General features: G+C 62.9%; 23 protein-coding genes and 1 pseudogene. 4 read left to right on the top strand and 20 right to left on the bottom strand.

The genetic code is table 11. The annotated features are described in order from the left end of the window. Nucleotides 1-86 precede the first annotated feature (86 nt). From RPF88_RS28780 to RPF88_RS28755, 6 genes are all read right to left on the bottom strand, one after another. Complete coding sequence (locus tag RPF88_RS28780; RefSeq protein WP_337123612.1) at nt 87-1001, bottom strand: hypothetical protein; 915 nt, start codon at nt 999-1001, stop codon at nt 87-89. A gap of 18 nt (nt 1002-1019) precedes the next feature. After that, complete coding sequence (locus RPF88_RS28775) at nt 1020-1166, bottom strand: hypothetical protein (protein ID WP_013529552.1); 147 nt, start codon at nt 1164-1166, stop codon at nt 1020-1022. Nucleotides 1167-1191: 25 nt separating this feature from the next. Next, entirely contained in the window at nt 1192-1446 is a 255-nt protein-coding gene (locus RPF88_RS28770; protein ID WP_013529551.1) for a GlsB/YeaQ/YmgE family stress response membrane protein, read from the bottom strand. Nucleotides 1447-1556: 110 nt separating this feature from the next. Next, the gene (locus tag RPF88_RS28765) at nt 1557-1760 is read right to left on the bottom strand and encodes a hypothetical protein (RefSeq protein WP_013529550.1); all 204 of its coding nucleotides are present in this window, start codon (nt 1758-1760) and stop codon (nt 1557-1559) included. A gap of 100 nt (nt 1761-1860) precedes the next feature. After that, nucleotides 1861-2481: a ribonuclease D gene (locus tag RPF88_RS28760; protein WP_013529549.1), complete on the bottom strand. Its 621-nt coding sequence runs from the start codon at nt 2479-2481 to the stop codon at nt 1861-1863. A 124-nt stretch (nt 2482-2605) separates the two neighbouring features. Next, nucleotides 2606-3991, bottom strand: coding sequence for a M20/M25/M40 family metallo-hydrolase (locus tag RPF88_RS28755; protein ID WP_337123611.1), 1386 nt, complete (start codon nt 3989-3991; stop codon nt 2606-2608). A gap of 416 nt (nt 3992-4407) precedes the next feature. On the opposite strand from RPF88_RS28755, the gene polA reads away from it, so the two are divergent. After that, a complete protein-coding gene (gene polA, locus RPF88_RS28750) occupies nt 4408-7359 on the top strand; it encodes a DNA polymerase I (RefSeq protein WP_337123922.1) in 2952 nt (983 codons plus the stop codon). A gap of 152 nt (nt 7360-7511) precedes the next feature. Here the strand turns inward: polA and RPF88_RS28745 are convergent, their stop codons facing one another. From RPF88_RS28745 to RPF88_RS28710, 8 genes are all read right to left on the bottom strand, one after another. Further along, nucleotides 7512-7916, bottom strand: coding sequence for a Fur family transcriptional regulator (locus RPF88_RS28745; RefSeq protein WP_013529546.1), 405 nt, complete (start codon nt 7914-7916; stop codon nt 7512-7514). A 194-nt stretch (nt 7917-8110) separates the two neighbouring features. Further along, nucleotides 8111-9157: an L-glyceraldehyde 3-phosphate reductase gene (mgrA, locus tag RPF88_RS28740; protein WP_013529545.1), complete on the bottom strand. Its 1047-nt coding sequence runs from the start codon at nt 9155-9157 to the stop codon at nt 8111-8113. Nucleotides 9158-9275: 118 nt separating this feature from the next. Continuing rightward, the gene (locus tag RPF88_RS28735) at nt 9276-10418 is read right to left on the bottom strand and encodes a Gfo/Idh/MocA family protein (protein ID WP_224675240.1); all 1143 of its coding nucleotides are present in this window, start codon (nt 10416-10418) and stop codon (nt 9276-9278) included. 11 nt (nt 10419-10429) lie between these two features. Next, the gene (locus tag RPF88_RS28730; RefSeq protein WP_337123610.1) at nt 10430-11176 is read right to left on the bottom strand and encodes a sugar phosphate isomerase/epimerase family protein; all 747 of its coding nucleotides are present in this window, start codon (nt 11174-11176) and stop codon (nt 10430-10432) included. A 53-nt stretch (nt 11177-11229) separates the two neighbouring features. Continuing rightward, a complete protein-coding gene (locus tag RPF88_RS28725; RefSeq protein WP_337123609.1) occupies nt 11230-12327 on the bottom strand; it encodes an ABC transporter ATP-binding protein in 1098 nt (365 codons plus the stop codon). Between the two features lie 5 nt (nt 12328-12332). After that, nucleotides 12333-13265 (bottom strand): carbohydrate ABC transporter permease, encoded by a 933-nt coding sequence (locus tag RPF88_RS28720; RefSeq protein WP_024504414.1) that lies wholly within the window; start codon nt 13263-13265, stop codon nt 12333-12335. 2 nt (nt 13266-13267) lie between these two features. After that, nucleotides 13268-14155, bottom strand: a complete 888-nt coding sequence (locus tag RPF88_RS28715; RefSeq protein ID WP_024504415.1) for a carbohydrate ABC transporter permease — start codon at nt 14153-14155, stop codon at nt 13268-13270. A gap of 81 nt (nt 14156-14236) precedes the next feature. Then, nucleotides 14237-15475, bottom strand: a complete 1239-nt coding sequence (locus RPF88_RS28710; protein WP_013529539.1) for an ABC transporter substrate-binding protein — start codon at nt 15473-15475, stop codon at nt 14237-14239. Between the two features lie 406 nt (nt 15476-15881). Between RPF88_RS28710 and RPF88_RS28705 the strand changes: the two genes are divergently transcribed. Beyond that, on the top strand, nt 15882-16937 hold the full coding sequence (locus RPF88_RS28705; protein ID WP_063169024.1) for a LacI family DNA-binding transcriptional regulator: 1056 nt from the start codon (nt 15882-15884) through the stop codon (nt 16935-16937). A gap of 17 nt (nt 16938-16954) precedes the next feature. On the opposite strand, the pseudogene gndA reads toward RPF88_RS28705, so the two are convergent. The 6 genes and pseudogenes from gndA to RPF88_RS28675 all read right to left on the bottom strand — a co-directional run bounded on the left by gndA (nt 16955) and on the right by RPF88_RS28675 (nt 22867). Then, nucleotides 16955-18381: pseudogene (gene gndA / locus RPF88_RS28700) on the bottom strand (NADP-dependent phosphogluconate dehydrogenase). 148 nt (nt 18382-18529) lie between these two features. Beyond that, on the bottom strand, nt 18530-20167 hold the full coding sequence (locus tag RPF88_RS28695; RefSeq protein WP_337123608.1) for a copper resistance CopC/CopD family protein: 1638 nt from the start codon (nt 20165-20167) through the stop codon (nt 18530-18532). A 53-nt stretch (nt 20168-20220) separates the two neighbouring features. Next, nucleotides 20221-20739, bottom strand: a complete 519-nt coding sequence (locus RPF88_RS28690) for a YcnI family copper-binding membrane protein (protein ID WP_013529535.1) — start codon at nt 20737-20739, stop codon at nt 20221-20223. A gap of 41 nt (nt 20740-20780) precedes the next feature. Continuing rightward, nucleotides 20781-21320 carry a copper chaperone PCu(A)C gene (locus tag RPF88_RS28685; RefSeq protein ID WP_224675235.1) on the bottom strand — a complete coding sequence of 180 codons (540 nt, stop codon included), beginning with the start codon at nt 21318-21320 and terminating at the stop codon, nt 20781-20783. Nucleotides 21321-21417: 97 nt separating this feature from the next. After that, the gene (locus RPF88_RS28680; protein ID WP_337123607.1) at nt 21418-21768 is read right to left on the bottom strand and encodes a DUF2946 family protein; all 351 of its coding nucleotides are present in this window, start codon (nt 21766-21768) and stop codon (nt 21418-21420) included. Between the two features lie 196 nt (nt 21769-21964). After that, complete coding sequence (locus RPF88_RS28675; protein ID WP_013529532.1) at nt 21965-22867, bottom strand: GntR family transcriptional regulator; 903 nt, start codon at nt 22865-22867, stop codon at nt 21965-21967. Nucleotides 22868-23096: 229 nt separating this feature from the next. Between RPF88_RS28675 and RPF88_RS28670 the strand changes: the two genes are divergently transcribed. Both RPF88_RS28670 and RPF88_RS28665 read left to right on the top strand, forming a co-directional pair. Beyond that, a complete protein-coding gene (locus RPF88_RS28670) occupies nt 23097-24602 on the top strand; it encodes a UxaA family hydrolase (RefSeq protein ID WP_013529531.1) in 1506 nt (501 codons plus the stop codon). A 60-nt stretch (nt 24603-24662) separates the two neighbouring features. Further along, the gene (locus RPF88_RS28665) at nt 24663-25661 is read left to right on the top strand and encodes an aldo/keto reductase (protein ID WP_127366705.1); all 999 of its coding nucleotides are present in this window, start codon (nt 24663-24665) and stop codon (nt 25659-25661) included. The last annotated feature ends 97 nt before the right edge of the window (nt 25662-25758 follow it).

Raw genomic sequence — 25758 nt, 5'->3', positions numbered from 1 at the left:
CGAATGCCGGCCTTGGGGTTGGGCAGCCAAAAAGGCCAGCGTCTGCTCTTTGCAGGTTACTGACGCCACGCTGTTCGCTGTCTCGTTCAGATGGGCTCGAACTTCACATCCGGCTGGTCGGGACCGCCGGCTTGCCGCAACAGCGCGACAATGTGTTCGCCCCTGTCAACCGGCTGTCGCCTCCAGTTCGAGGCGTTCGTGACGTGCAGCCAGCCATCGACCATCATGAAAAAATCCTCGGATTGATCATGTCCGGCGCCGAAGCGAAGCGATTTGTTTTCAGCGAATCGAACCAGCGCCGGATCGATCGACCTGTAGAGCACAGGCCAGTTGCCGCCGCCGGAATCCATATGAAACTTGTAGCTCGGGGCGAAATCCAGCCGTCGCCGCAACAGGCTTCCGTCGAAAAAACAGAAGCCGGGCCACAGGAACCAGCCGCCTGGCGTCGGCGTATCGCGCCGCACGCTGCCGTAGAGGCTTTTGCCCTCCATCCGGGCGCGGATAGAAAACGGTTCAGTCGGAAAGATGTCATGATCGATGAAGCCGAACAGCTTCGGCCCGAACCTGGGCAAGAAATTCCGCACGATCCAGTTGAGCGCTTGACCGTGCGATCTGCTGACGACCAGCCTGTTCATCGGCAATGCGACATAGGGGACATGCTGGAGACGGCAGAGATCGCGGATTGCTTCCCTTGCCTCGCCCTTGTTGCTGTTGTCGAAAACGATGTAGCTTTCGTGCTCGGCCAGGTATCGGCGTACCAGGTGGATCTGCCATTCGATCATTTCGGGCCGGTTGAAGGCCACGGTGGCGACGACCGCATCGCGGAATACCTGCTCTTGCCCCTGCAATTCGCTGACCGGCGCGGATGTCCTCAGAAAGCGAAACACCCGCCAACGATAGCGCAGCAGCGCCTCGCGCCTTGGCGGCCTGTTCAGCCTCTCCCATTCCGCCACGGTGATCGGGGGCTGATCGACGTCTTCCGGGGCGTCAGAAGCAACCATGTCGCGCCCCCGCATGGCTTAGTTCTGCTGGATCGAAATGCCCTTGTCGTCGATCTTGAGCTCGACGCCCTTGGGTTTGGTCTGCTCGCGATAGACATAGATACCGAGCGCGATGACCACGACGACGAGCGCGCCGATGACGAGATAGAGCGTATTCTGTTTCATGGCGCGCTCTTTGCGTTGTCGAGCCTCAGGCTCGTTTCAGAACCTTGACCAGCACCAGCAGGATGATGGCGCCGATCGTGGCATGGATGATCGCGGCGAGAGTGCCGCCGCCGATGGAAAAGCCGATCCGCGGAAACAGCCAGCCGGCGATGAACGCACCGACGATGCCCACGATGATGTTGCCGATCAGGCCGAAGCCGAAGCCGGAAACGATGAGACCGGCGAGCCAGCCGGCGATGGCACCGATGATGATGAAGACGAGCAGGCTTTCGACACCCATAGCGATTTCCTCCGAGCAAGAGGGCGACCGCGGACCGGAAAGCCCCGAATCGGCCTCAATATCAACGGCTTCAAGCTATTCAAAAGCAGCCGGCCTCACCAGCGGCGCGCTTATTGATCGTCGTCGTCGCTTGCGGCAGGGCGCCAGCTGGTCGGCTCGACCTTCTTTTGCGTATGACTGTCGATATAGACCCACCAGCCGTCGTCGCGATATTGCGCGATGGATTCGTTGATGACGCCGTCACTGTCCTTCCAGGTCACGGAGACCTTGGAGCCGTCTGTCGGCGCGGTCGCAATCGGCTTTCTGTCCGCCATGTCATTATCCCCAACTGCACCGACAAACTGAGCCGACAGAACGCGACGGCCTGTATCCGGTTCCAAACGGTCACCGGCTCGCGGAGCGCGCCAACGGCCCTCAGCTATGGGCGAAGATATCCTCTTCGTCCCAGCCCATCAGGTCAAGCTTGGCACGCGTCGGCAGGAAGCGGAAGCAGGCATCGGCCTCCTTGGTCCGCCCATCGCGCGCCAGCCGTCCGGCCAGTACATCGCGCAACCGGTGCAGATAGAGCACGTCGGAAGCCGCATATTCGAGCTGTTCGGGCGACAGCGTCTCGGCCGCCCAGTCCGACGATTGCTGCGCCTTGGACAGCCCGACGCCGAGAAGCTCGAAGCAGATGTCCTTGAGCCCGTGGCGGTCGGTGTAGGTGCGGGTGAGCCGCGAGGCGATCTTGGTGCAGAACACCGGCTCCGGCATGACGCCGAACGCATTGTAGAGAACGGCAAGATCGAAGCGGCCGTAGTGGAACAGCTTGGTTACGCCACGGTTCCTCAGCAGGCTGACGAGGTTCGGCGCCTTCTTCTGGCCGGGCGCGATCTGGATGACGTCGGCGCTGCCGTCGCCGGGCGAAATCTGCACCACGCACAGCCGGTCGCGATGCGGATTGAGCCCGAGCGTTTCGGTGTCGATGGCCACTGCCCCGACATTGTAGTGCGAGAGGTCGGGCAGGTCGTTTTTATGGAAACGGATATCGGCCATTGTCTTCTCCGGTCGAGCCCTACAGTGCCCCCTGACCCGCAGGGGATGCTGCAGCGCTTTATCTTGTGGCCCGTCCTCGCCGCGATCGGCTGAAAAATCAACAGGAAAACAGGGGTTCCGCTGCTCAGCGCGTCAAGGCATCGAGAATCCGCGCCCACGAGCGCTGGCCCTTGTGGAAGGAGCTGAGCTCGTATTTCTCGTTGGGCGAGTGGATGCGGTCGTCGTCGAGGCCGAACCCGACCAGCAGCGATTCCATGCCGAGATAGGTCTGGAAATCGCCGACAACCGGAATGGAGCCGCCGCTGCCCGTCGTAACCGCCGGCTTCGGCCATTCGTCGGACAGCGCATTCTTGGCCTTGGCCAGGAAGGGCGAGTCGTAGGAAAGCTGGATTGCCGGCGAGCCGCCATGCGGATGGAATTCGACGGAACAGTCGGCCGGAATGCGCTCCTTGACGAACTTCTGGAACGCGGCCCGGATTTTTTTCGGGTCCTGCTTGTGGACGAGGCGAAACGAGACCTTCGCCGAGGCTTCGGCCGCGATCACCGTCTTGAAGCCCTTACCGGTATAGCCGCCGATGATGCCGTTGAACTCGGCCGTCGGCCGCGCCCAGGTCAATTCCAGCACGGAGCGGCCCTTTTCGCCCGACGGGATCGACAGGCCGACCGGTCCCAGGAACGTCTCGGCAGTCTCGCCGAGCGTCTCCCATGATTTCAGGATCTGCGACGGCGTTTCCTCGACGCCATCATAGAAGCCGGGAATGGTGATGTGGCCGTCCTTGTCGTGGATATCGGCCAGCACCCTGGCCAGGATGCGGATCGGGTTGGCGGCGGCACCACCATAGAGGCCCGAATGCAGGTCGCGGTCGGCGGCCTTCACCGTGATCTCCTCACCCACCAGCCCGCGCAATCCGACGCAGATCGACGGCGTGTCGCGATCCCACATGCCGGTATCGCAGACCAGCGCGAAATCGGCCTTGAGTTCGTCGGCATTGGCCTCGAGGAACGGCTTCAGCGAAGGCGAACCGGATTCCTCCTCGCCCTCGAACAGGATGGTGATGCGGCAAGGTAGATTGCCATGCACCTGTTTCCAGGCGCGGCAAGCCTCGACGAAGGTCATCAACTGGCCCTTGTCGTCGGCCGACCCCCGACCGACGATCACCTTGTGGTCCGGCCCGACCTCCTTGACAGCAGGCGCGAACGGATCGCTTTCCCACAATTCGATCGGGTCGACCGGCTGAACGTCATAATGGCCGTAAAACAGCACATGCGGCGAACCGGCCGGGCCGTCATGGTGCGCAACCACCATCGGGTGGCCGGGCGTGTCGCGAACGCTGGCGTCGAAGCCGATCAGCTCGAGTTCGGCCACCAGCCATTCCGCCGCCTTGCGGCAGTCGGCGGCATAGGCTGGATCGGTGGAGATGGACTTGATCCTGAGCAAGCCGAACAGGCGCTCGAGGCTCTGGTAGAGATTCTTGTCGAGACGGTCGAGGACGGGGGAAACTGCGGACATATGTGAAGCCTTTCGATTCAGAACCGGAACCGTAAAGGCATGACGGGAAAACGAAAAGCCCGCGATCATTGGACCACGGGCTGCAAACGTCTCTGCGAGGCAAAAAAAGACCGCCGTGGTGGAGGGGGAACCACGGCGGCCTTCTACTCGAAACGATGCGGCAGCCCGGAGAGGGGGGATAGGCTGCCGCAGGTGTCCGGGATAGGCGGGGGACGGGCCTTGCTCCGGACTCGGCGAAAACTGCCGATGACGTGTAATTGGGTCTCTGAACGTGGCGATTCAAGGGCACGAAAATTACAGTTTCGTAACATGGCCGTGAGCAGGGTGACGGCGATCTGTCAGGGTGTTGCCGGAACCGATAGTCGAGGCTGCCTTTGGCATGGACCAAGCCGCCGCGCCGCGCTATCCCTGCCGGCATGAAAAAAGGCGATCATCTCTTCCTTGTCGACGGCTCCGGCTACATCTTCCGTGCCTATCACGCGCTGCCGCCGCTGACCCGCAAATCCGACGGCCTGCCGGTCGGCGCCGTTTCCGGCTTCTGCAACATGCTGTGGAAGCTGATGCTCGACGCCCGCAATACCGATGTAGGCATCGTGCCGACGCATTTCGCCGTCATTTTCGACTATTCGTCAAAAACCTTCCGCAACGACCTCTACCCCGAATACAAGGCCAACCGCTCGGCACCGCCGGAAGATTTGATCCCGCAATTCGGCCTGATCCGCCAGGCGACCAGGGCGTTCAACCTGCCCTGCGTCGAGATCGAAGGCTACGAGGCTGACGATCTGATCGCCACCTATGCGAGGCTCGCCTGCGAAGCCGGCGGCGATACCACCATCATCTCCTCCGATAAGGATTTGATGCAACTGGTTGGCGATACGGTCGCCATGTACGACCCGATGAAGGACCGCCAGATCGGCATTCCGGAGGTCATCGAGAAATGGGGCGTGCCGCCGGAGAAGATGGTCGACCTGCAGGCGCTGACCGGCGATTCGGTCGACAATGTGCCTGGTGTGCCCGGCATCGGGCCGAAGACGGCGGCGCAACTGCTCGAACAGTTCGGTGACCTAGACACGCTGCTGGCCCGGGCCGGCGAGATCAAACAGGACAAGCGCCGGGAATCGATCATCGCCAACGCCGACAAGGCGCGCATTTCTCGTCAGCTGGTGACGCTGATGAACGACGTACCGGTGACCGAGGGTCTGGAGGATTTCGTCCTGCACGCGCCCGACGGCCCGAAGCTGATCGGTTTCCTCAAGACCATGGAATTCACCTCGCTGACCCGCCGTGTCGCGGAAGCGACCAGCACCGAGGCCGGCGACGTCCAGGCCGTCGCGGTCACCGTCGAACGCGCCGATCATGCCCATGGCCCAGACGTTGGCGCCGGTTTGCCGCCGGTTGCCCGAAACGCGCCTGGCACTGAACCGGACGAAGCCGGCGGGACGGCGGAGACGTCAAAACAAGGCGATACCCCCTCCCTGCTCGCGGCACTAAGGCTGGAGCGCGCGGCCACCGGCAAGATCGACATTTCGGCCTATCACTGCATCCGCGATATCTCGACCCTGAAAGCCTGGGTCGCCGAGGCACGGGAGGCTGGCATCGCCGCCTTCGACGTCAGGGCGACATCCGCCGATCCGATGCAGGCCGAACTGATCGGCATGGCTATCGCCACGGCTCCCGGACGCGCCGCCTACATTCCCTTCGCCCACATGAGCGGCAATGGCGACCTGCTCGGTGGTGGCGCGCTCGAAAACCAGATTCCGCTGCGCGAGGCGCTGGCGGTGCTGAAACCGCTGCTCGAAGACAGATCGGTTCTCAAGATCGCGCAGAACCTGAAATACGATCTTGTCATCATGAGCCGCTACGGCATCAATGTCGCACCGTTCGACGACACCATGCTGATCTCCTACGTGCTCGATGCCGGTACGCCCCATGGTCACGGCATGGATGCGCTTGCCGAAAAGTGGCTCGGTCATACCCCTCTTCAGCTCAAGGACGTGACCGGCTCGGGCAAAAGCTCGGTCGGTTTCGATCAGGTCGACATCGACAAGGCGACGGCTCATGCCGCCGAAGACGCCGATGTGACGCTGCGGCTCTGGCTGGTGCTGAAACCGCGGCTTGCCGCCAAGGGCCTGGTGTCGGTCTATGAGCGGCTGGAGCGGCCGCTGGTGCCGGTGCTGGCACGCATGGAACAGCGCGGCATCTCGGTCGACAGGCAGATCCTGTCGCGGCTCTCCGGCGAACTGGCGCAGGGTGCCGCTCGCCTCGAAGAGGAAATCTACCAGCTCATCGGCGAACGCATCAACATCGGCTCGCCCAAGCAGCTCGGCGACATCCTGTTCGGGCGCATGGGCCTGCCCGGCGGTTCCAAGACCAAGACCGGCCAGTGGTCGACCTCGGCGCAGCTTCTCGAAGATCTCGCCGCCGAAGGTCACGAACTGCCGCGCAAGATCGTCGACTGGCGCCAGCTGACCAAGCTGAAATCGACCTACACCGATGCGCTGCCCGGCTTCATCCACCCCGACACCAAGCGCGTCCACACCTCCTACGCGTTGGCCGCGACGACGACGGGCCGGCTGTCATCCTCCGATCCGAACCTGCAGAACATCCCGGTGCGCACCGCCGAGGGCCGCAAGATCAGGACCGCCTTCATCACCGACAAGAGCCATCGGCTGGTCTCGGCCGACTACAGCCAGATCGAATTGCGGGTGCTCGCCCATGTCGCCGAAATCCCGCAACTGCGGCAGGCTTTCGCCGACGGCGCCGACATCCACGCCATCACCGCGTCGGAGATGTTCAACGTGCCGGTCGAAGGCATGCCGTCGGAGGTTCGCCGCCGCGCCAAGGCGATCAATTTCGGCATCATCTACGGCATTTCGGCCTTCGGTCTCGCCAACCAGCTGTCGATCCCGCGCGAGGAGGCCGGCAACTACATCAAGAAATATTTCGAGCGCTTCCCCGGCATCCGCGATTACATCGAGGAGACCAAGGCCTATGCCCGCGAGCACGGCTTTGTCGAAACGATCTTCGGCCGCCGCATCCATTACCCCGACATAAGATCGTCCAACCCCTCGCTCCGCGCCTTCAACGAACGCGCCTCGATCAATGCCCGCCTGCAAGGCACCGCCGCCGACATCATCCGCCGTGCCATGATCCGCATGGAGGAGGCGCTGGAAAAAGCAGGCCTTTCGGCACGCATGCTGCTGCAGGTGCATGACGAACTGATCTTCGAGACCGTCGAGGCGGAAGTCGAGGCGACGATCCCGGTCGTGCGTCATGTCATGGAAAACGCGGCGATGCCGGCGGTCTCGATGTCGGTGCCGCTGCATGTCGACGCGCGAGCCGCCAACAACTGGGACGAGGCGCATTAGCACCAACGCAAGGTGTGTTGAGATTCAGATCAGGCCGAGCCGAAAATGGTGGATTCCGAGAACCGGAGCGGAGCGTACTTTTCGTACGTGAGCACCGGAAGCGGCAGGAAGCCGCCATTTGCAGGCCGGCATCATCTGAATCTCAACTCACCTCAAGCCGCCTCAGCCAAACACTTGGCACATGTCCCGCGAAACTCGATCACCGCCTTCTTGGCGGCGAAGCCGGTGGAGCGCACCCATTCATCCAAGCTGTGGCCGACATCGTGGTCGGACATCTCGGTGACCTGCCCGCATGTGTCGCAAATGGCGAAGGCAGTCATCGAATGGCTGTGGTCATGCGGCTCGGCGCAGGCGACGAAGGAATTGATGCTTTCAAGCCGATGCACGAAACCTGACTTCACCAGCGTGTCGAGCGCGCGATAGACCTGAAGCGGTGCGCGAAAACCGCGCTCGCGCAATTGGTCGAGCAAGGTGTAGGCACTGAGCGGTCCGCTGGCGGTCTCGAGTTTCTCGAGCACGCACAGCTGGTTTTTCGTCAGCACATCCCTTGCCGCCATGATCCTGTTTCCAACTCGCCTTGCGTCGCTTGCGCCGCGCACAAACGATCCATGTCCCACCCAGATAGCGACGAACAGGCATTTTTGCTACTGTTTCCAGCATTCTGCCCGCAAGGCGGCCGAGAACATCGATCGGAGCGGGGCAACAGGCAGGTTGCCCGCCGTTTTTCGCTTTGCCGGCTTATCGAGCGGACCTATTTCCTCGGCGGGCCTTTGCGCTCGGCAGAAGCCGCCCACAGATTGATGTCGGATTCGCGCGCGTAGGTGTCGATCTCGGCGAGTTCGGCATCGCTGAAGTCGAGCGCCTTGAGCGCGCCGACGCAGTCCTCGACCTGCTCGGGCCGGCTGGCGCCGATCAGTGCCGAGGTCACCCTCCCCTTGCGCAGCACCCAGGCCAGCGCCATCTGCGCCAGCGTCTGTCCGCGCCTGCCGGCGATGGCGTCGAGCGCCTTGATGTTGGCGATGGTCTTGTCGTTGATGAAGGCTGTCTTCAGTGACTTGCCCTGCGACGCACGGCTGCCGTCCGGAATGCCGCCGAGATACTTGTCCGTCAGCATGCCTTGCGCCAGCGGCGAGAACACGATGGAGCCGACGCCGAGCCCTTCGAGCGTGTCGAGCAAGCCGTCTTCCTCCACCCAGCGGTTCAGCATCGAATAGCTCGGCTGGTGGATGACGCAAGGCGTGCCAAGCTGCTTCAAGATATCGGCCGCCTCGCGCGTGCGCTGCGAATTGTAGGACGAGATGCCGGCATAGAGCGCCTTGCCCGAGCGCACGGCATGGTCGAGCGCACCCATCGTTTCTTCCAGCGGCGTGTCGGGATCGAAACGGTGCGAATAGAAGATATCGACATAGTCGAGCCCCATCCGCTTGAGGCTCTGGTCGAGGCTGGCCAGAATGTATTTGCGCCCACCCCATTCGCCGTAGGGCCCGGCCCACATCTGGTAGCCGGCCTTGGTCGAGATGATCAGTTCGTCGCGGTAGGCAGCGAAGTCGGTGCGCAGGATCTCACCGAAGGCGGTTTCGGCAGAACCGGGCGGCGGACCGTAATTGTTGGCGAGGTCGAAATGCGTGATGCCGAGGTCGAAGGCCTTGCGCGCGATCGCCTGCTTGGTCTTGTGCGGCGTGTCGTTGCCGAAATTGTGCCACAGGCCCAGCGAGATCGCCGGCAGCTTCAGGCCGGAGCGGCCACAGCGGTTGTAGACCATTTTCTCGTAACGGTTTTCGGCGGGCGTGTAGGGCATCGGAAAATCCTCGAATGGAAACGAGCCGGTCGGCTGCATCGTCACAACGCGGCGAGTTGGCTCTGCCCCCACCCTTACCCTCTCTCCGTCGAAACGGGGAGGGTTGAGGTGTGCTGCCCTATTTCTTCTTCGCCAAAAGCTCCTTGGCTTCCTTGACGCCAAGTGCGGCCGGCCGTTCGCAGGTGGTCTGCATGGCGACGAACTTGCCGGTTTCGCCGGAACGCAGCAGGCCGGTCATCACGTCGACGGCGTGCAGCGCCAGCTCCATCGAACAGCGGTGCGGCCGACCTTCCGCGATCGCCACCGCCATATCGGCAAGGCCTGACGTGCGGTAGTTGGCCATCATGCCTTGCGAATGCATCTCGTTGGGCACGCCGAACGGATGCGGCCAGTTCGGCAGCTTCTTGACCGGTTTGGCCGCGACGGTGAAGCGAACGTCACCACCGAAGAAGTTCGGGTCCGGCACAAACACCGTACCCGCCTCGCCATAAAGCTCCATCGGCGCGTGGCCGTGGGCCCAGACGTCCCAGCTGGTGTTGAGCGTGATAACGGCGCCGTTCTCGAACTCCAGCAGCCCGTGGATGGTTGTCGGCGTGTTGACCGGTATCTTTTCACCCGCGCGCGGCTTTGAACTGATCGTGCGCTCCTTGGCCGGCGTCGTCGCGAAGGCCGCGACCTGCTTCACCGGCCCGATCAGCTGGATCAGATTGGTGATGTAATATGGTCCGATGTCGAGCACCGGCCCCGCGCCTGGCTGGAAGAAGAAATCCGGATTGGGGTGCCAGTGCTCCATGCCGTGGCCCATGACATGGCAGGTACCGCTCGTGACCTTGCCAAGCTTGCCGGTGTCGATCAGGTTGCGTATCAGCTGGTGCGCGCCGCCGAGGAAAGTGTCTGGCGCCGAGCCGATGCGCAGACCCTTTTTCTCCGCCCGCTTCTTAAGGTCGAGCCCTTCCTTGACCGACAGCACGAACGGCTTTTCCGAATAGACGTGCTTGCCGGCGTCGAGGATCTGCTTTGACACCTCATAGTGCACCGCCGGGATGGTCAGGTTGACGATGATGTCGATGTCGTCGGCCTTGAGCAGGTCTTCGACGGTTTCGGCGCGCAGCTTGAACTCCTTCGCCCGCGCCTTGGCCGCCTCCATGTTGATGTCGGCGCAGGCACGCATTTCAATGCCGCGAAACAGCGGCGCCAGCGAAAAATACGCCTTCGAGATGTTGCCGCAGCCGATCACGCCGATGCCAAGTTTCTTTGCCATGCTGATTGCTCCTAATAGGTTTTGGCGGCTGCGATGGAGCGGCGGGCGAAACGCTCGATGTCGTTGGGGTTGTCCTGTTCCATGACGTAGTATTGGGCAGCACTCCTGGCACGCAACACCTTGATCAGGCCGGCCCAGTCGATGGTGCCATGGCCGACATCCGACCAGCCATCCTCATCCAGCCCCTCGCCGGGCTTGGCCACGTCCTTGACGTGGACGGCGCTGATGCGCTTGCCGTGTTTCTCGATCCACGGCAGCGGATCATCGCCGCCGCGCACCACCCAGGCAACGTCCATCTCCCAGCTGACATCGGGCGCGGATGACAGGATGTGGTCCTGCGGCACCGATCCGTCGGCAAGTTTCTTGAACTCGAAATCATGGTTGTGCCAGGCAAAGCCGTAGCCGGCCTTTTTCGCGGCATCACCGACCTTGGCCAGGCGTTCGCCGAAACCACGCCAGCCGGCCACGTCGGATGGCCGCTGGTCGGGCATCAGGAAAGGGCAGATGAGCAGCGTGATACCGAGTGCGTCGGCGGTTCTGCGCACGCCGTCAAAATCGTTCTCGAGCGCATCGATCGAGAAATGTCCAGTCGGCATGGCAAGCCCGTTCCTGTCGAGCTCGGCGCGGAATGCCTTGGGATCATCATAGACGCCGCCGAAACCTTCGACCTGGGCGTAGCCGAGCTTGCCGAGCATGGCGAGCACACCGTCCCAAGGTTGGAAATTACGGGCGCTGTAAAGTTGGAATGACCAATTCATCGTCTCTGTCCGTTTTGCTTGGGGATCGTCGTTGGAAGGTTGGTTCTCGGAAGCTAGATGCGTGTGCCGGTTGCGGTGTCGAAAAGCGAGGCGCGCATCGGATCGAAGCCAAGCGTCACCGCCTCGTCGTTCTTGGGCGTGCGTTCCGAGGTCACTCGGACGCTGAAATTCTGCTGGGCAAGCTTCAGCCAGACCAGCGTGTCGGAGCCCATGGGTTCGACCACCTCGACATTGGCGGCTATCGAGAACGGCCAGCCGGTGCCGCTGTTCAGGCTGACATGCTCGGGCCTGATACCGAATGTGACGGGGCCGGGAGCCGGAGGCTTGGCAAAGTCGTAAGTGCCGAGCGGGATCTTGATATCCCCGGCCGCGAACCGCCAGCCGCCGTCGGCGTCTTCCAAGTGGCCATCGACGAAGTTCATTGCGGGCGAACCGAGAAAGCCGGCGACGAAGCGGTTGACCGGACGGTTGTAGATGGTCTGCGGCGCATCGAGCTGCTGGATGACGCCGCCCTTCATCACCGCGATGCGGTCGGCCAGCGTCATCGCCTCGATCTGGTCGTGGGTGACGTAGATCATGGTGTTCTGCAGCTTGCGATGCAGCAGCTTGATCTCGACGCGCAGTTCGGCGCGCAGCTTGGCATCGAGATTGGACAGCGGCTCGTCGAACAGGAACACGTCGACATCGCGCACCAGCGCCCGTCCGATGGCGACGCGCTGGCGCTGGCCGCCGGAAAGTGCGGCCGGCTTACGCTGCAGCAGCGGCTCGATCTGCAGGATTTCAGCCGCCCGCGCGATCCGCTTGGCGATCTCTTCTTTTGGCGTGCCGGCGACACGCAGCCCGAAGGACAGGTTCTTCTCCACCGTCATTTGCGGATAGAGCGCATAGGACTGGAACACCATGCCGATGCCGCGGTCCTTGGGCTCTTCCCAGGTGACGTTCTTGCCCTTGATGAAGATGCGGCCTTCGGAAACGTCGAGCAGGCCGGCAATGCAATTGAGCAAGGTCGACTTGCCGCAGCCGGACGGCCCGAGCAGCACGATGAACTCGCCATCGGCGACATCCAGATTGAGCGTCTCCAGGACGGTCACCGCGCCGAAATTCAGCGACAGGTCCTGGATCGAAACGCTGGTATCTTTGGCTGCCGTCATCGCCATCACCCCTTCACCGCGCCGGCGGCGATGCCGCGTACGAAAAGCTTGCCGGAGATGAAGTAGACGATGAGCGGCACAAGCCCGGTCAGGATGGTTGCGGCCATATTGACGTTGTACTCCTTCACGCCTTGCACCGAATTGACGATGTTGTTGAGCTGCACCGTCATCGGATAGGTGTCGGGGCGGGTGTAGACGACGCCGAACAGGAAGTCGTTCCAGATGCCGGTCACCTGCAGGATGATGGCGACGACGAAGATCGGCAGCGACATCGGCAGCATGATGCGCAGGAAGATGCCCCAGAAGCCGGCACCGTCGACACGTGCCGCCCGGAACAGCTCCTCCGGCATCGAGGAGAAATAATTGCGGAACAGCAGCGTCAGGATCGGCATGCCGAAAATGGAATGGACGATCACCAGCCCGCTGAGGCTGCCATAGAGGCCGATCTCGCGCAGGATGATGACGATCGGATAGATCATCACCTGGTAGGGAATGAAGGCGCCGACGATCAGGATGATGAAGAACGTATCGGCGCCCTTGAAGCGCCAATTGGCCAGTGCATAACCGTTCACCGAGGCGATGGCGATCGACAGCAGCACTGACGGCACGGTGATGCGCACCGAATTCCAGAAGCCGCGCGAGAGCCCGTCGCAGTTAAGGCCGGTGCAGGCAGTCGACCACGCCTTGACCCACGGTTCGAAAGTGATCTCGAGCGGCGGTGAGAAGATGTTGCCGAGCCGGATCTCCGGCATGCCCTTGAGCGAGGTGACGACCATGACATAGAGCGGCAAGAGGTAGTAGACCGCCATGACGAACAATGTGCCGTATAGGAAGACGTTGCGGCGCGAAATCACGCGGCGCGGCTTCGGGCCGTAGGGATCGGTGATGCCCTGGCGCGCGCCGGCGGCGGTGCTTGCTTGAGCGGTGATGTCTGCCATGCTCATTTGCGCCGCCCGAACTCGAGATAGGCCCAGGGCACGATGACGATCACCACCGAGAGCAGCATCATGGTCGAGGCAGCAAAGCCCTGGCCGAGGTTCTGGGCGAAGAACATATAGTCGTAGACGTATTTGGCCGGCACTTCCGAGGCGATGCCTGGGCCGCCGCTGGTCTGGGCCACGACGAGGTCATAGACCTTGACGATGCCGGCAGCGATGATGACGAGCGTGGTGATGAAGACCGGCCGCATCATCGGGATGACGATGAACAGATAGGTCTTCCACATCGGGATCCCATCCACCCGCGCCGCCTTCCAGATGTCCTCGTCAATGCCGCGCAGGCCAGCCAGCATCAGGCACATGATGAGCCCTGTGCCTTGCCACAGCGCCGCGATCGATATGCCGTAGATGACGATGCTGGAATTGTAGAGCGGGTCGAAGCTGAAGCTCGTCCAGCCTAAGTCGCGGACCACATGCTGGATGCCGAAATCCGGATTGAGCAGCCACTGCCAGACCAGGCCGGTGACGATGAAGGAGAGCGCGAAAGGATAGAGGAAGATGGTGCGCAACGTGTCCTCGAAGCGGATCTTCTGATCGAGCAGTGCTGCAAGCAGGAAGCCGATGACCAGCGAGAACACCAGCGAGATCGCGCCGTAGATCAGCAGGTTCTCGATCGAGATCAGCCAGCGCGGCGTCGCCCACAGCCGGTAGTATTGGTCGAGCCCGACGAAATTCAGCCGCGGCAAGAGCTTCGAATTGGTGAAGGAATAGAGCACCGTCCAAACGGTGCCGCCGACGAAAACCACCATAGCGGTGAGGATCATCGGGATCGAGGCGACCTTCGCATTGAGGTTGCGGAACAGAAGGTTGGGGCGTTCGCTCTTGCTCATCTCGTCAGCCGGCTGGGTAAGGGCGGTGCATTCCCGGCCCTGCATTCGCAAGGCCGGGAGCGAGGTGGGTTGCCGCCAGCGTCAGTCCGCCGAAGCGATGAGGTCGGCGAAGCGCTTCTGTGCGTCTTCGACGGTCAATTCCGGCTTGGCGAAGAATTCGGCGAAAAGGTCTTCCTTCTGCTTCTGGGTGTCCTGTGAAAGCAGTTGGTCCGTCCATGGAATGACGGCGCCCTTGGCGAGGATGGCGAGGCCTTTCTTCATGCAGTCGTTCGCCGCGTTGAGATCGACGTCGCCGCGCACCGGCAGGGAACCCTTCTTCAGATTGAAGGCAACCTGCGTCTTGGGATCGAGCAGCGTCTCGGCCAGCACCTCCTGCGCCTTGCTCTTGTCGGCATCCTTGAGCAGCGGGAAGTAGAAGGCGTCGCCGCCCGTGGCTATGACCTCGTTCAGCCCAAGGCCCGGCAGGCAGGTATAATCCTTGCCGGCGGTCTTGCCGGCAACCTGGAACTCGCCCTGTGCCCAGTCGCCCATGATCTGGCCACCCGCCTTGCCGGTGATGACCAGGTTGGTCGCCTGGTTCCAGTCCTGCACATTGGTGTTCTTCGCCATCTTGCGGGCATCGTCCGCGGCCTTGAAGACCTTGGCGACTTCGGGCCCGGCGGCGAACTTGGCATCCTTGTCCTTGTAGACCTTGAGGAACGTGTCCGTGCCGCCCACAGCCGCAAGCAGCACGTCGAAGGCACCGGAGGATTGCCAGGCTTGCCCGCCGACGGCGAGCGGGATGATGCCGGCCTTCTCCAGTGCCGGCGCTGCCGCCACGAATTCATTCCAGTCCTTCGGCAACGGCACGCCGGCCTTCGCGAAGGCTTCGTTGGACAGCCACAGCCACTGCCAGGAATGGATGTTGACGGGCACGCAATAGATCTTGCCGTCGATGGTGCAGCCGTCGAGCAGGCTCTTCGGCCGCACGACATCAGTCCACTTGCCCTTGGTGGCGACGTCGGTGAGGTCGCGCATCAGGCCGGCCTGCACCAGCTCTTCCGCCTGCCGGCCATGGTTGAACTGCGTGGCGCCCATCGGATCGCCACCGGTGATGCGGCTGATCATGATCGGCCGCGCCGTGCCGCCAGAACCGGCAATGGCGCCGTCCACCCAGTGGTTGCCGGTCGCATCGAATGCCTTGGCAAGTTCCGCAACCGCGGCGGCCTCGCCGCCTGAAGTCCACCAATGGGTGACTTCCAGGTCCGTCGCGGCCGCCTGACCGGCAAATTGCAGTGCAGCCGTCGCCGCCAGGGCAGCGGTCAAAAATCTGTATCGCATTTCGGCTCCTCCCAGAATCTGAAACGTTACAGATTTTCGATACGGCAATTGCGCGGGCTGTGCAACCCATCAACGAAGCGCCCTCGATATTTTTTCGGGCCGCGAACAAATTCGCCTGAATGATCGCGCTTCTCATGCACTGCAGCATGGTTTGCTGCGGCGCAAACACCGAGATGCCGCCTGATACGGGCAAAGGGCCGCGGCAGGGGCGGTTTCTCCTGGAATCCCAATGCGTTTCCCAAAAAGAACCATCCACCTCGTGACGAGCACATATATATCTCGATACTGGCAATCTGTAACGTTTCAGTATATTGACGCTTTGCCGGGGCTGGGACGCATATCGTGTCGCTATGGCGGCGATTGCCGACATGGCCCGCGGCTGCTATGCGCCTGACGGGCGGGACGAATGGACAGACAGCGTACGGACAAGAACGGGGAGAACTCGGCACAGGGACGGCCGACGTTGAAGACGCTTGCCTTCATGACCGGGCTCGGCGTCACCACCGTGTCACGCGCCTTGAAGGATGCCCCGGAAATCGGCGCCGAGACCAGGCGCCGCGTCCAACTCGTCGCCAAGCAGATCGGCTACCGGCCGAACCGCGCCGGCGTGCGTCTGCGCACCGGCAGGACCAATGTCATCAGCCTCGTGCTCAACACCGACCGCGAGATCATGAGCTTCGTCTCGGACATCATCTACGGCGTTTCGGAAGTGCTCGCCGAAACGCCCTATCACCTGATCGTCACGCCCTATTCCCGCTCGCAGGATCCGATGGAGCCGATCCGCTATCTCGTCGAGACCGGCTCGGCCGATGGCGTCATCATCTCGCGCACCCAACCGAACGATCCGCGCGCCCGCTACATGCTCGAGCACGGCATGCCCTTTGCCACGCATGGCCGCACCGATATGGGCCTCGTCCACCCCTACCATGACTTCGACAACCATGTATTCGCGATGGAAGCCGTGCGCCGCCTGGCGAGCATGGGCAGGCGCAAGCTGGCGCTTCTGTCGCCGCCACCCGGGCTGACCTATTATGGCCACACGCTGAACGGCTTTGCCGATGCGCTGAGCGAGGTCGGCGCCAGCGAAATTCCGTTCAACACCGTTTCCATCGATCACACGATCGAGCAGATCAGGACCAGGACCGCGCAGGTGATGCGCCGCGAAAACAGGCCGGACGGCTTCGTCAGCAGCGCCGCCGCCGCGACACTGGCTATCGTCGCCGGCATCGAAGATGCCGGCCTCAAGCTTGGCCGCGACGTCGATGTCGTGTCCAAGCAATCGTCGGACCTGTTGCACCTGTTCCGGCCGGAATTGCTCGTCGTCAACGAGAACTTCCGCCTGGCCGGCTCCGATCTCGCCCGCTCCGTGCTCGGCTGGATCGGCGGCGCCGCACCCGGCTCGCTGCAGCGCCTGGTCGCCACCAGCGAGGTTCAGGCGTTCAGACCGCCGGTTTCCGTTTAGGCTCTTGGGCCGGCTTGTCAGCCAGCCGCACCGCTTCCCCACGGCCCATGGAACGCGCCTTTGTCGTCGATACGCTCGAAGCCGTGCGCGCCGAAGAAGTCGCGTTGCGCCTGGATCAGGTTCGAGGTGCCGCGGCCTTGGCGATAGCTGTCGAAATAGGCAAGTGCGGAAGACAGCGCCGGAACCGGCGAGCCGGCCTCCGAAGCCCTCGCCACGATGCGGCGCAGCGACGGATGCGCTCCCTGCATCAGCGAGATGAAGGCCGGCGCCATCAGAAGGTTGGTCGAGGCGCCGCCCTTGCTGAAGGCTTCCGCCATGGTGTCGAGCATCTGCGAGCGGATGATGCAGCCGGCGCGCCAGATCCTGGCGATGGTCGGCATCGGCAGGTTCCAGTTGAATTCCTTCGTCGCGCCGCTCATCACCGCGAAACCTTGGGCGTAGGCGGCGATCTTGCCGGCGAACAGCGCCAGTTCCAGATCTTTCAGCAAGGCGCCCTTGTCACCGGAAATCTTCGTCACGCCGATGTTGCCATAGGCCTTTTCCGCCGCCAGCCGCTCGTCCTTGATCGACGACAGAACGCGCGCCGCCACCGCCGCCTCGATCGCGGTGGCCGGGATGCCGAGCTGCTGCGCCTCGATGACCGACCATTTGCCGGTGCCCTTCTGGCCGGCGCGGTCGAGGATGATGTCGACCACCGGTTTGCCGGTCTTCGGATCGTCAGCCGCCAGCACCTTGGCGGTGATCTCGATCAGGTAGGAGTTGAGCCGGCCCTTGTTCCAGTCGGCAAACACCGTGCCGATCTCTTTCGGACCCATGCCCAGGCCGTCGCGCAGGATGCCGTAGATCTCCGCGATCATCTGCATGTCGGCATATTCTATGCCGTTGTGGATGGTCTTGACGAAATGTCCGGCGCCGTCGGTGCCGAGCCATGCCGCGCAGGGTTCGTCCTTGAATTTGGCGGAGATCGCCGTCAGCACCTTCTCGACGCGCTTCCATGAGTCCTCCGTGCCGCCGACCATGATCGACGCCCGTGGCGTGCCCCCTCCTCGCCGCCGGACACGCCCATGCCGATGAAGGTGAGACCCGAACCGGAAAGCTCGGAGAAGCGCCGCATCGTGTCGCGGAAATTGGCGTTGCCGGCATCGATGACGATGTCGTTGGCCGACAGCACGCCACGCAGTGCCGCGATCTGTTCGTCGACCGGCTTGCCGGCCAGCACCATGATGATGATCGGGCGCGGCGGCCGGATCGCGGCGGCGAGCTCTTCAAGGCTGTAGCAGGGCACGACCATGTCCCTGAGCGCGCCGGCATTCTCGACAAAGGCATCGGTGCGCGCCCTGGTGCGGTTGAAGACAGCGATGCGGTGCCCGTGCTCGGCGATGTTGAGCGCCAGGTTGGAGCCCATCGTGCCAAGGCCGATCAGGCCGATTTCGGCTTTTTCCATCGTTTCTTCCCTGCTCTCGGATCGTTTGTTGAGACCGCGATTTTGCGGGCGATGATTGACGGGCCTTGACGCCTGCGTCAACCGCCTCGCCGAATTGTGTTGCCCGGATTGTCGGTCGTGCCCGTGTAGAGGTACCTGGCAGTCCCGCCTACGGCCTGATGTCGACGGGCGCCTCGATCTTCACCATCTGAAAATCCGAGACCAGTATGTCGATGCGCACCGTCCACCGGCCGGGCACCGGAATGACGAGGTTGTCGACGCGCCAGCTGCCGTCGCCGGGCTTGGTCGCCGCGCGCTTCAAGGGCTCGATGCCGGAATCGGGCTTTGACAGCACAAGCGTTACCTCCTTGGCGTCGAGCGGGCCGAAATCGCCGCTCATGATGACCATCGAGGCAACGACCGGGCCGGCATGGCCGGGAGTGATGTTGAGATCGGCCATCGCTTGCAGCGCGTGGATATGGACCGACACCGGTTGCGCTGCCGCGATCGCCAGGGCTCGTGGCGGCGGTGTGAAGCGCCAGCCCGCGGCAACGCCGAAAATCGCCAACACGATCAACATCTCGACGCCGATCGAGCGGACCAGCCTGCGTTGAACTTCCGTCGATCCCGCTTCGGCCGATGCCGTGAGTTTCCAGCGGTTGACGGCAGCGAGCGTGAACAGAAAGACCAGCAGCCCGAGCTTGATCAGCAGCAGCCTTCCATAGGCGGTGTCGACCAATGCCGCGGGCGTTTGCACCTGGATGACGGCAAGCACGGTGCCGGCAGCGGCAAGCACGGCCACCACGGGCAGGATCGCCCAAGAAAATCGCCGCAGGAATGGCGTGGCCTCCGCCGATTGCCCCTTGAGCGCCAGCCCGAGTGGGACCAATGCGCCGACCCACGACGCGATGCAGACGCCATGCAGGAACACCATCGGCCGCGTCAGCCATTGCGGTTCGGCGGCACTGGCATGGCCGCTGGCAGCAAGGGCAATCCCCACCCCGGCCAGGCCGGCCAGCGCCAATGGCTTGGCGGTGGCACGGGGACCGGCCAGCGACAGCAGGCCAAGCCCCAGCGCGATCAGCGCGACCAGCACCGTCCAGCCGAAGCTGGTGCCGAGCCCGGTCCGCCAGATGACCGATTGTGCCAGATGGGAGAGCGGCGCCCCGAGTGCATCAAGCCCCTGCAATCCGAGCGACAGGGACGACGCGACCAGCCCGCTCAGGATTGCAGCTGCAACGAAGCGCTGCCCGGCACGGGCACTTCCGGCCAACCAGGCAAGCGCGAAGGCGCCGCCAACGCCGAGGAAGAGGCCGACATAGAGAAAGATTTTGCTCGCCCAGATAGCCGACCGCAACGGCCAGTCGATGGCTTCCGATACGGCCGGCGGTTCGCTGGGCGCGCCGATGGAAAACAGCAGCGATCCGCCGACGGGATGACCGTCTGCGGAGATGACGCGCCAGCTCAAGACATGCGTGCCCGACTTGAGCGGCTGCGGATTGTCGATCTCGACGGTCTGGTCGCTGAGACGAAAGACAGTCATTGGAACCGGCTTGCCGTCGGGCTTCACCAGCGTCAGCACCAGAGGCGAGACCGGCTCGCTGAAGGTCAGCGAGAACTGCGCCGGTCCCTGTGCCAGCACCGCGCCGTCGGCCGGGTCGGTCTTGATCAGCGCGGCATGGGCAAAGGCCTGATCTGACACGGCAAGGCTGGCAAGAAACACGATCACAGCCAACAGGCCGACGGCAAGCCGGCCGGTGCGTTTGCCGGTCATGCAAGCCGTTTGCAGGAGGGAGGTCGTGCTCATGTCACCGCCACGAAAAAGAGCGGCGCACTCGAAAGAGCGCGCCGCCTGGGAGATCATTTCTTCGGCAGCAGCTTGATGCCGGGTGCCGGGCTTTCCAGTGCGTCTTCATCCTGCCCTGCCGCTGGAATCTCGATCCAGCGATCGGCTGCACCGTCGCATTCCTGCACGACCGGGAAATAGAGTTTTTGGCCGACGGGGAGGTCCGCCGTCAGCGTCGCGCGGAAAACGAACTCGTCATAGAATTCATCGGGCAGGTTGCCGCCGCTCCAGTCGACCTCCTTGACCCCATCGGTCACCGCCTGACCGTAGAGCTGGTAGGATTTCTCGTACTTGCCCTTCTTGGTTTGCAGCGTCCAGCCGGGCTTCGGCATCGGCTTGATCGCGATCACCCCTTCCGGAATCTGCACGCGCACGGCGGTCGTCGCCTTGCCGTCGCAGCCATGCGGCACGCGCAAAACGGCCTTGTAGGTCGAGCCGACCGCCGCCTCCTGGGTTTCGAACGTGATATGCGCGAAGGCGGCGCTGGTTCCGAGCGCGAGAAGTGCGCCGGCCGACAAAAGATATTTGTTCATGATGGTCCCTCGGATTTTCAAGATTTGTCGAGCTGGCGCGGTCAATTGGCGTGATCGTCCACGGCGCCGCCGCCCATGCCTTCGACGGCGAAATCGACGCTGACGGCGCCGGCCTTTTCGAAGGTCAGGGTGGCGGAGAACTTTTCGCCCTGTTTGGGTTGCCGCTTCAGGCCCATGAACATCAAATGATAGCCGCCAGGTGCAAGGGCTACCTTGCCGCCGGCCGGAATTTCCAGGCCGCCGGCAACCGGCCGCATGGTCATGACGCCGTCCTTGACGCCCATCTCATGCAGCTCGGCCTTTTCGGAGACATCGGAGGAAATCGACACCAGCCGGTCCGGCGCACTGCCCTTGTTGGTGATGGTGAAATAACCGCCGGCCACTTTGGCGCCGGCCGGCGTGGCGCGCGACCAGGGGTGGCCGATCTCAAGATCGCCAACCTTGAACTCATGCGCGAGGACGGACTGGGCGCCTGTGAACAGCAGCGCAAGAGCCAGCACGGCAATGCCGACACGCTCTTCGATGCCGCGTAGAATGCTGCCGGCCATAGGACGCGCGGCGTCAGGGAAAAAATAGGACATGGTTGCTCCATGAAGTGAAGGTCGCGCCGTTGCCGGTCGCGAGCAGTTAGATCTTTGGATGGGTACGCCCACGAAAGGTTCCGCCGGGCAAACAGGCTCAGGCCGTCAGCGGCGGCGCGCGCGGGTTCGACGGCGAGCGCTCACGCGCAAAGTCGAGATGGATGGCCGCCGGGAAGACAAAGGCGACCGTTTCAAAGGAAAGGCTGCCCAGCGCCAGACCGGCATTGGGCGGCGGCGCAAAGGCCGCCAAAACCATGCTGCAGCCGAGCACGCAGCATGCCGGCAGATGGGACTGCGGCTGGTTGCCGCCCGGAAGCTGGGTTGCGCCTTCATGGGTACAGATGACATTGCCGAAAGCGTCGAGTTGCGATGCATTGGGACCGGCGCCGAAGGCACCAAGCGTCGACTGGAGCAACAGCAGATAGGCCGCGACAAGCGCGACCGGCATGCTCCATCGTCTCCTCGATACGCCCAAAGCCCTGCCTCTTCGCAGCAACCAACCATATCTAGCACGGGGCCGGCGGGTGGAAAATCGCCAAATCGCCGCGGCGGCAACGCGGCAGGCCCAAGGCATGTCGCCCAGAAGTGTATAGCGGTTTGGGACAACGACATGCATGAAACAAGGCTGCGAGCCGCGATGCGGCTCAGTGTTTTTGCAGCGACCGGCTCTCCGGGATCGAGGTCAGCAATGTCTGGCGCGCCGACTTCAAATGCTTGCGGCAAGCGGCGTCGACCTTGCCGAGATCGCGTGATTTCAGCGCTTCTATGTAGACCAGATGCTCACCGATCGCGACTTCGTTGCGCTCGCGTTCCTGCGCCTTGTTCCACTGGTAATGGTAGTGGAAGATCATGGCGATGACATCGTAGAAATCGACGATGAAGCGATTGCGCGATGCCCGGTGGATCAGCCGGTGGAAGCGCTCGTCGAGTTCGGAGAACTCGGTGAAGCGGGCGGCTATGTCGTTTGCCAGCTGGCGATGCTCGTCTTCCAGGCGGTCGAGATCGGTCCAGACTGCGCTGTCCTGCGGTAAAGCGGCAAAGGCGGCCGCCGAGCGCAGTTCGAACATCTCGCGGATTTCGGTCAGCTCCAGCGCGAAGGCGCGCGTAAAGCCCTTCAGCACCCAATGACTGTTGCGACGTTTCTCGATCAGGCCGAAGCGGGAGAAGCGGATCAGGAACTCGCGCACGCTGGTGGTGCCAACGCCGATCTCGCGCGCCAGTTCGAGTTCGTTGATCTGCATGCCGGCTTCGGCGCCGCCGGCGAGCAGCCGACGCATGAACGACCGTTCGATGATCTCGGCCAGCGTGTCTGTCTCTTCCTCGGGGAAGAAATCATCGGGAAGCGGTTCGCGCAGCACCGTCTTGGCGCGCTTGTTCCAGGCGATCAGCCCGGTCTCTTCCATGCGCGCGAGAATGGTGCGCACCGTGGTCCGGCTGACGCCAAGCAAGGTGCCCAGTTCCGGCTCCGAAGGCAGGCTGCGCGTTTCGTCGAGCAGCCGCAGGCAGCGGTTGTAGGCATCCTTGTAGACGTTGTTGCTCTTCGACATCCCTGACCCGTTGCACGCCGTCGCTTGCAGCGGACGGTTTGAAGCGCAATATGACGTTCGCATGGCTCTGAGAAGCGAAATTGCTTCCCGGAACAACCCGGAGACATGCGGAACTCCCCACGAAAAAACAATTGACGCAAAACTGTTTTTTCACGATAAAAGACAATATCTCTAAACAGGCGCGTGTCAATCCGCCCCGCGCAACCCAGGATCACCCAGGAAACCGCCCGTGAACGCCTCCAACTGCATTCTTCTGTCCCCCGCCGACAATGTCGCAGTCGCGAACGGCCGCATCGAGATCGGCACCGCGCTGCCGGGCGGTGCCGTCGCCAGTGCGCTGATCGAGCCCGGCCACAAGGTGGCGATCAAGCCGATCGCCGCCGGCGAGGCCGTCGTGAAATACGCCCAGGCGATCGGTCGCGCGACACAGGACATCGCGGCCGGCGAGCACGTGCATTCGCACAATCTGGTTTTCGAATCCGGCCGCTTGCCGGTCGTGCCGCCGAGCGAGGCCGAGCACGCGACGGAGGCCGACCGCGCCCGCACCTTCATGGGCTATCGCCGCGCCGATGGCCGCGCCGGCACGCGCAACTTCATCGGCATCGTCGCCAGCGTCAATTGCTCGGCCACCGTTTGCCATTCCATCGCCGACACCGCCAACCGCACGCTGTTGCCGAAATACCCCGGCATAGACGGCTTCGTGCCGATCGTGCACGGCCAGGGCTGCGGCATGAGCGGCACCGGCGACGGCATGATGGTGCTGCACCGCACGCTTGCCGGCTATGCCCGGCACCCGAATTTCGGCGGCGTGCTGATGGTCGGCCTCGGCTGCGAGGTCAACCAGCTCACCCTCTACGGCCAGAAGGGCGTCGCTGCCGGCAAGCGCCATTTCAACATCCAGGACGCCGGCGGGTCGCGCAAATCGGTGGAAAAAGCGATGGGCGTGCTGGCCGAGATCGCCGAGGAAGTCGGCCAGTTGAAGCGTGAGCCGATCCCGGTCAGCGAGATCGTCGTCGGCCTGCAATGCGGCGGCTCCGACGGCATGTCGGGCATCACGGCCAATCCGGCGCTGGGCGCGGCTGTCGACATCCTGGCCGGCGTCGGCGGTATCGGCATCCTCTCCGAGACCACGGAAATCTACGGCGCCGAGCATCTGCTTGCCTACCGCGCGGCAACGCCGGAGATCGCGCAGAAGCTCGACGGCTTCGTGAAGTGGTGGGAGGACCACGTCGCCAAGCATGGCGCCTCGATCGACAACAATCCCTCGCCCGGCAACAAGCGCGGCGGCCTCACCACCATCCTGGAGAAGTCCCTCGGTGCGGTCGCCAAGGGCGGCCAGACGCCGCTCAACGGCGTCTTCGGTTACGCCGAAAAAGTCACCGGCAGTGGCCTGGTGTTCATGGATACGCCTGGCTACGACCCGGTTTCGGCGACCGGCCAGGTGGCGGGCGGCGCCAACGTCATCGTCTTCACCACCGGCCGCGGCTCCTGCTTCGGCTGCCGTCCGACGCCGTCGATCAAGGTCGCCACCAACTCGACCATGTACCACCAGATGGAAGAGGACATGGACGTCAATTGCGGCGTCATCGCCTCGGGTGAAAAGACCATCGCCGGCATGGGCCGCGAGATCTTCGAACTGATCGTCGAAACGGCTTCCGGCCGCAAGACCAAGAGCGAGGACTTCGGCTACGGCGACAACGAGTTCGTGCCCTGGCATCTGGGCGCAACACTTTAGATTTTACTGATATAAAGTAGACTGCGCGCCGGTCAGCGGCGGGCAACGGGGAGGTTTTGCATGGAAAAACGCCGTATCGGTCGGACAGCTCTGGAGGTCACCGAAGTCAGTTTCGGCGGCGCTGCACTTGGCGGCCTTTACCGCGCCTGTTCGCGCGAAGCGGCGATGGAGACGCTGCAGGGCGCCTGGGATGCCGGCCTGCGCTATTTCGACACCGCACCCTTCTACGGTTTCGGACTGTCGGAGCGCCGCTTCGGCGACTTCCTGCGTTACAAGCCGCGCGATTCCTATGTGCTGTCGACCAAGGTCGGCCGGCTGTTTCGCCCGGTGCCGGACGATCAGGTTCCCGATCACTCCTATGTCGATCCGCTGCCCTTCGCGCTCGACTACGACTATTCCTATGACGGCATTATGCGGTCGGTCGAGTTCAGCTATGCGCGGCTTGGCCTAAACAGGATAGACATCCTGTTTGTCCACGACATCGGCGCCTACACCCATGGTATCGAGAAGACCAAGCTGCATTTTCGCGACCTGATGGATGGCGGCCTCAAGGCACTCGAAGAGCTGAAACGGACTGGCGTCATTTCCGCCTATGGGCTTGGCGTCAACGAGGTGCAGATCTGCCTGGACGTCATGCGCCGGGCGCCGCTCGACTGCATCCTGCTTGCCAGCCGCTATTCCTTGCTCGACCGCAGTGCCGAAGCCGAGTTGCTGCCGCTATGCCGGGCACAGCAGACCTCCTTGGTCATTGGCGGCGTGTTCAACTCCGGCATCCTGGCGACCGGCCCGGTGCAAGGCGCACATTTCGACTACCGCCCCGCCAGCCATGACGTGCTCGACCGCGTCGGCGCAATGGAGAGGATCGCCGCCGAGGGTGGCTATCCGCTCGCCGCCGCAGCGTTCCAATTCCCCTTGCATGAAGCTGCCGTCGCCACCGTACTGACCGGCACCGCCAAACTGGCAAATCTGACGCGCAACCTCGAACTGCTCGACATCGACGTACCGGAAGCGGAATACGCCAAATATCGTCCCTACACGCTGGTGCAGGAGCTGGTGTGAAACTTCATGTTCCTGCGGCACATGGAGGAATGGATATTCCATATTGACGAATTGGTGGAATTAATATTCCATACATTCCCAGAACGGAACGGAAGCG

Source organism: Mesorhizobium sp. ISC11 (assembly GCF_037162595.1).
Classification (GTDB): domain Bacteria; phylum Pseudomonadota; class Alphaproteobacteria; order Rhizobiales; family Rhizobiaceae; genus Mesorhizobium; species Mesorhizobium ciceri.
Note: the sequence above shows the minus strand (reverse complement) of the source record. Positions and strands in the feature narration are given on the sequence as shown.

Bases quoted from the DNA above. Each gene is read 5' to 3' on its own strand.
- RPF88_RS28760 (WP_013529549.1), bottom strand. From the start codon at position 2,481: ATGGCCGATATCCGTTTCCATAAAAACGACCTGCCCGACCTCTCGCAC.
- RPF88_RS28690 (WP_013529535.1), bottom strand. From the start codon at position 20,739: ATGAACAAATATCTTTTGTCGGCCGGCGCACTTCTCGCGCTCGGAACC.
- RPF88_RS28730 (WP_337123610.1), bottom strand. From the start codon at position 11,176: ATGAATTGGTCATTCCAACTTTACAGCGCCCGTAATTTCCAACCTTGG.
- RPF88_RS28745 (WP_013529546.1), bottom strand. From the start codon at position 7,916: ATGGCGGCAAGGGATGTGCTGACGAAAAACCAGCTGTGCGTGCTCGAG.
- RPF88_RS28765 (WP_013529550.1), bottom strand. From the start codon at position 1,760: ATGGCGGACAGAAAGCCGATTGCGACCGCGCCGACAGACGGCTCCAAG.
- RPF88_RS28725 (WP_337123609.1), bottom strand. From the start codon at position 12,327: ATGACGGCAGCCAAAGATACCAGCGTTTCGATCCAGGACCTGTCGCTG.
- RPF88_RS28720 (WP_024504414.1), bottom strand. From the start codon at position 13,265: ATGGCAGACATCACCGCTCAAGCAAGCACCGCCGCCGGCGCGCGCCAG.
- RPF88_RS28705 (WP_063169024.1), top strand. From the start codon at position 15,882: ATGGACAGACAGCGTACGGACAAGAACGGGGAGAACTCGGCACAGGGA.
- RPF88_RS28665 (WP_127366705.1), top strand. From the start codon at position 24,663: ATGGAAAAACGCCGTATCGGTCGGACAGCTCTGGAGGTCACCGAAGTC.
- RPF88_RS28695 (WP_337123608.1), bottom strand. From the start codon at position 20,167: ATGAGCACGACCTCCCTCCTGCAAACGGCTTGCATGACCGGCAAACGC.
- RPF88_RS28680 (WP_337123607.1), bottom strand. From the start codon at position 21,768: ATGCCGGTCGCGCTTGTCGCGGCCTATCTGCTGTTGCTCCAGTCGACG.
- RPF88_RS28675 (WP_013529532.1), bottom strand. From the start codon at position 22,867: ATGTCGAAGAGCAACAACGTCTACAAGGATGCCTACAACCGCTGCCTG.
- RPF88_RS28710 (WP_013529539.1), bottom strand. From the start codon at position 15,475: ATGCGATACAGATTTTTGACCGCTGCCCTGGCGGCGACGGCTGCACTG.
- RPF88_RS28770 (WP_013529551.1), bottom strand. From the start codon at position 1,446: ATGGGTGTCGAAAGCCTGCTCGTCTTCATCATCATCGGTGCCATCGCC.
- RPF88_RS28735 (WP_224675240.1), bottom strand. From the start codon at position 10,418: ATGGCAAAGAAACTTGGCATCGGCGTGATCGGCTGCGGCAACATCTCG.
- RPF88_RS28715 (WP_024504415.1), bottom strand. From the start codon at position 14,155: ATGAGCAAGAGCGAACGCCCCAACCTTCTGTTCCGCAACCTCAATGCG.
- RPF88_RS28685 (WP_224675235.1), bottom strand. From the start codon at position 21,320: ATGTCCTATTTTTTCCCTGACGCCGCGCGTCCTATGGCCGGCAGCATT.
- polA (WP_337123922.1), top strand. From the start codon at position 4,408: ATGAAAAAAGGCGATCATCTCTTCCTTGTCGACGGCTCCGGCTACATC.
- mgrA (WP_013529545.1), bottom strand. From the start codon at position 9,157: ATGCCCTACACGCCCGCCGAAAACCGTTACGAGAAAATGGTCTACAAC.
- RPF88_RS28780 (WP_337123612.1), bottom strand. From the start codon at position 1,001: ATGGTTGCTTCTGACGCCCCGGAAGACGTCGATCAGCCCCCGATCACC.
- RPF88_RS28755 (WP_337123611.1), bottom strand. From the start codon at position 3,991: ATGTCCGCAGTTTCCCCCGTCCTCGACCGTCTCGACAAGAATCTCTAC.
- RPF88_RS28775 (WP_013529552.1), bottom strand. From the start codon at position 1,166: ATGAAACAGAATACGCTCTATCTCGTCATCGGCGCGCTCGTCGTCGTG.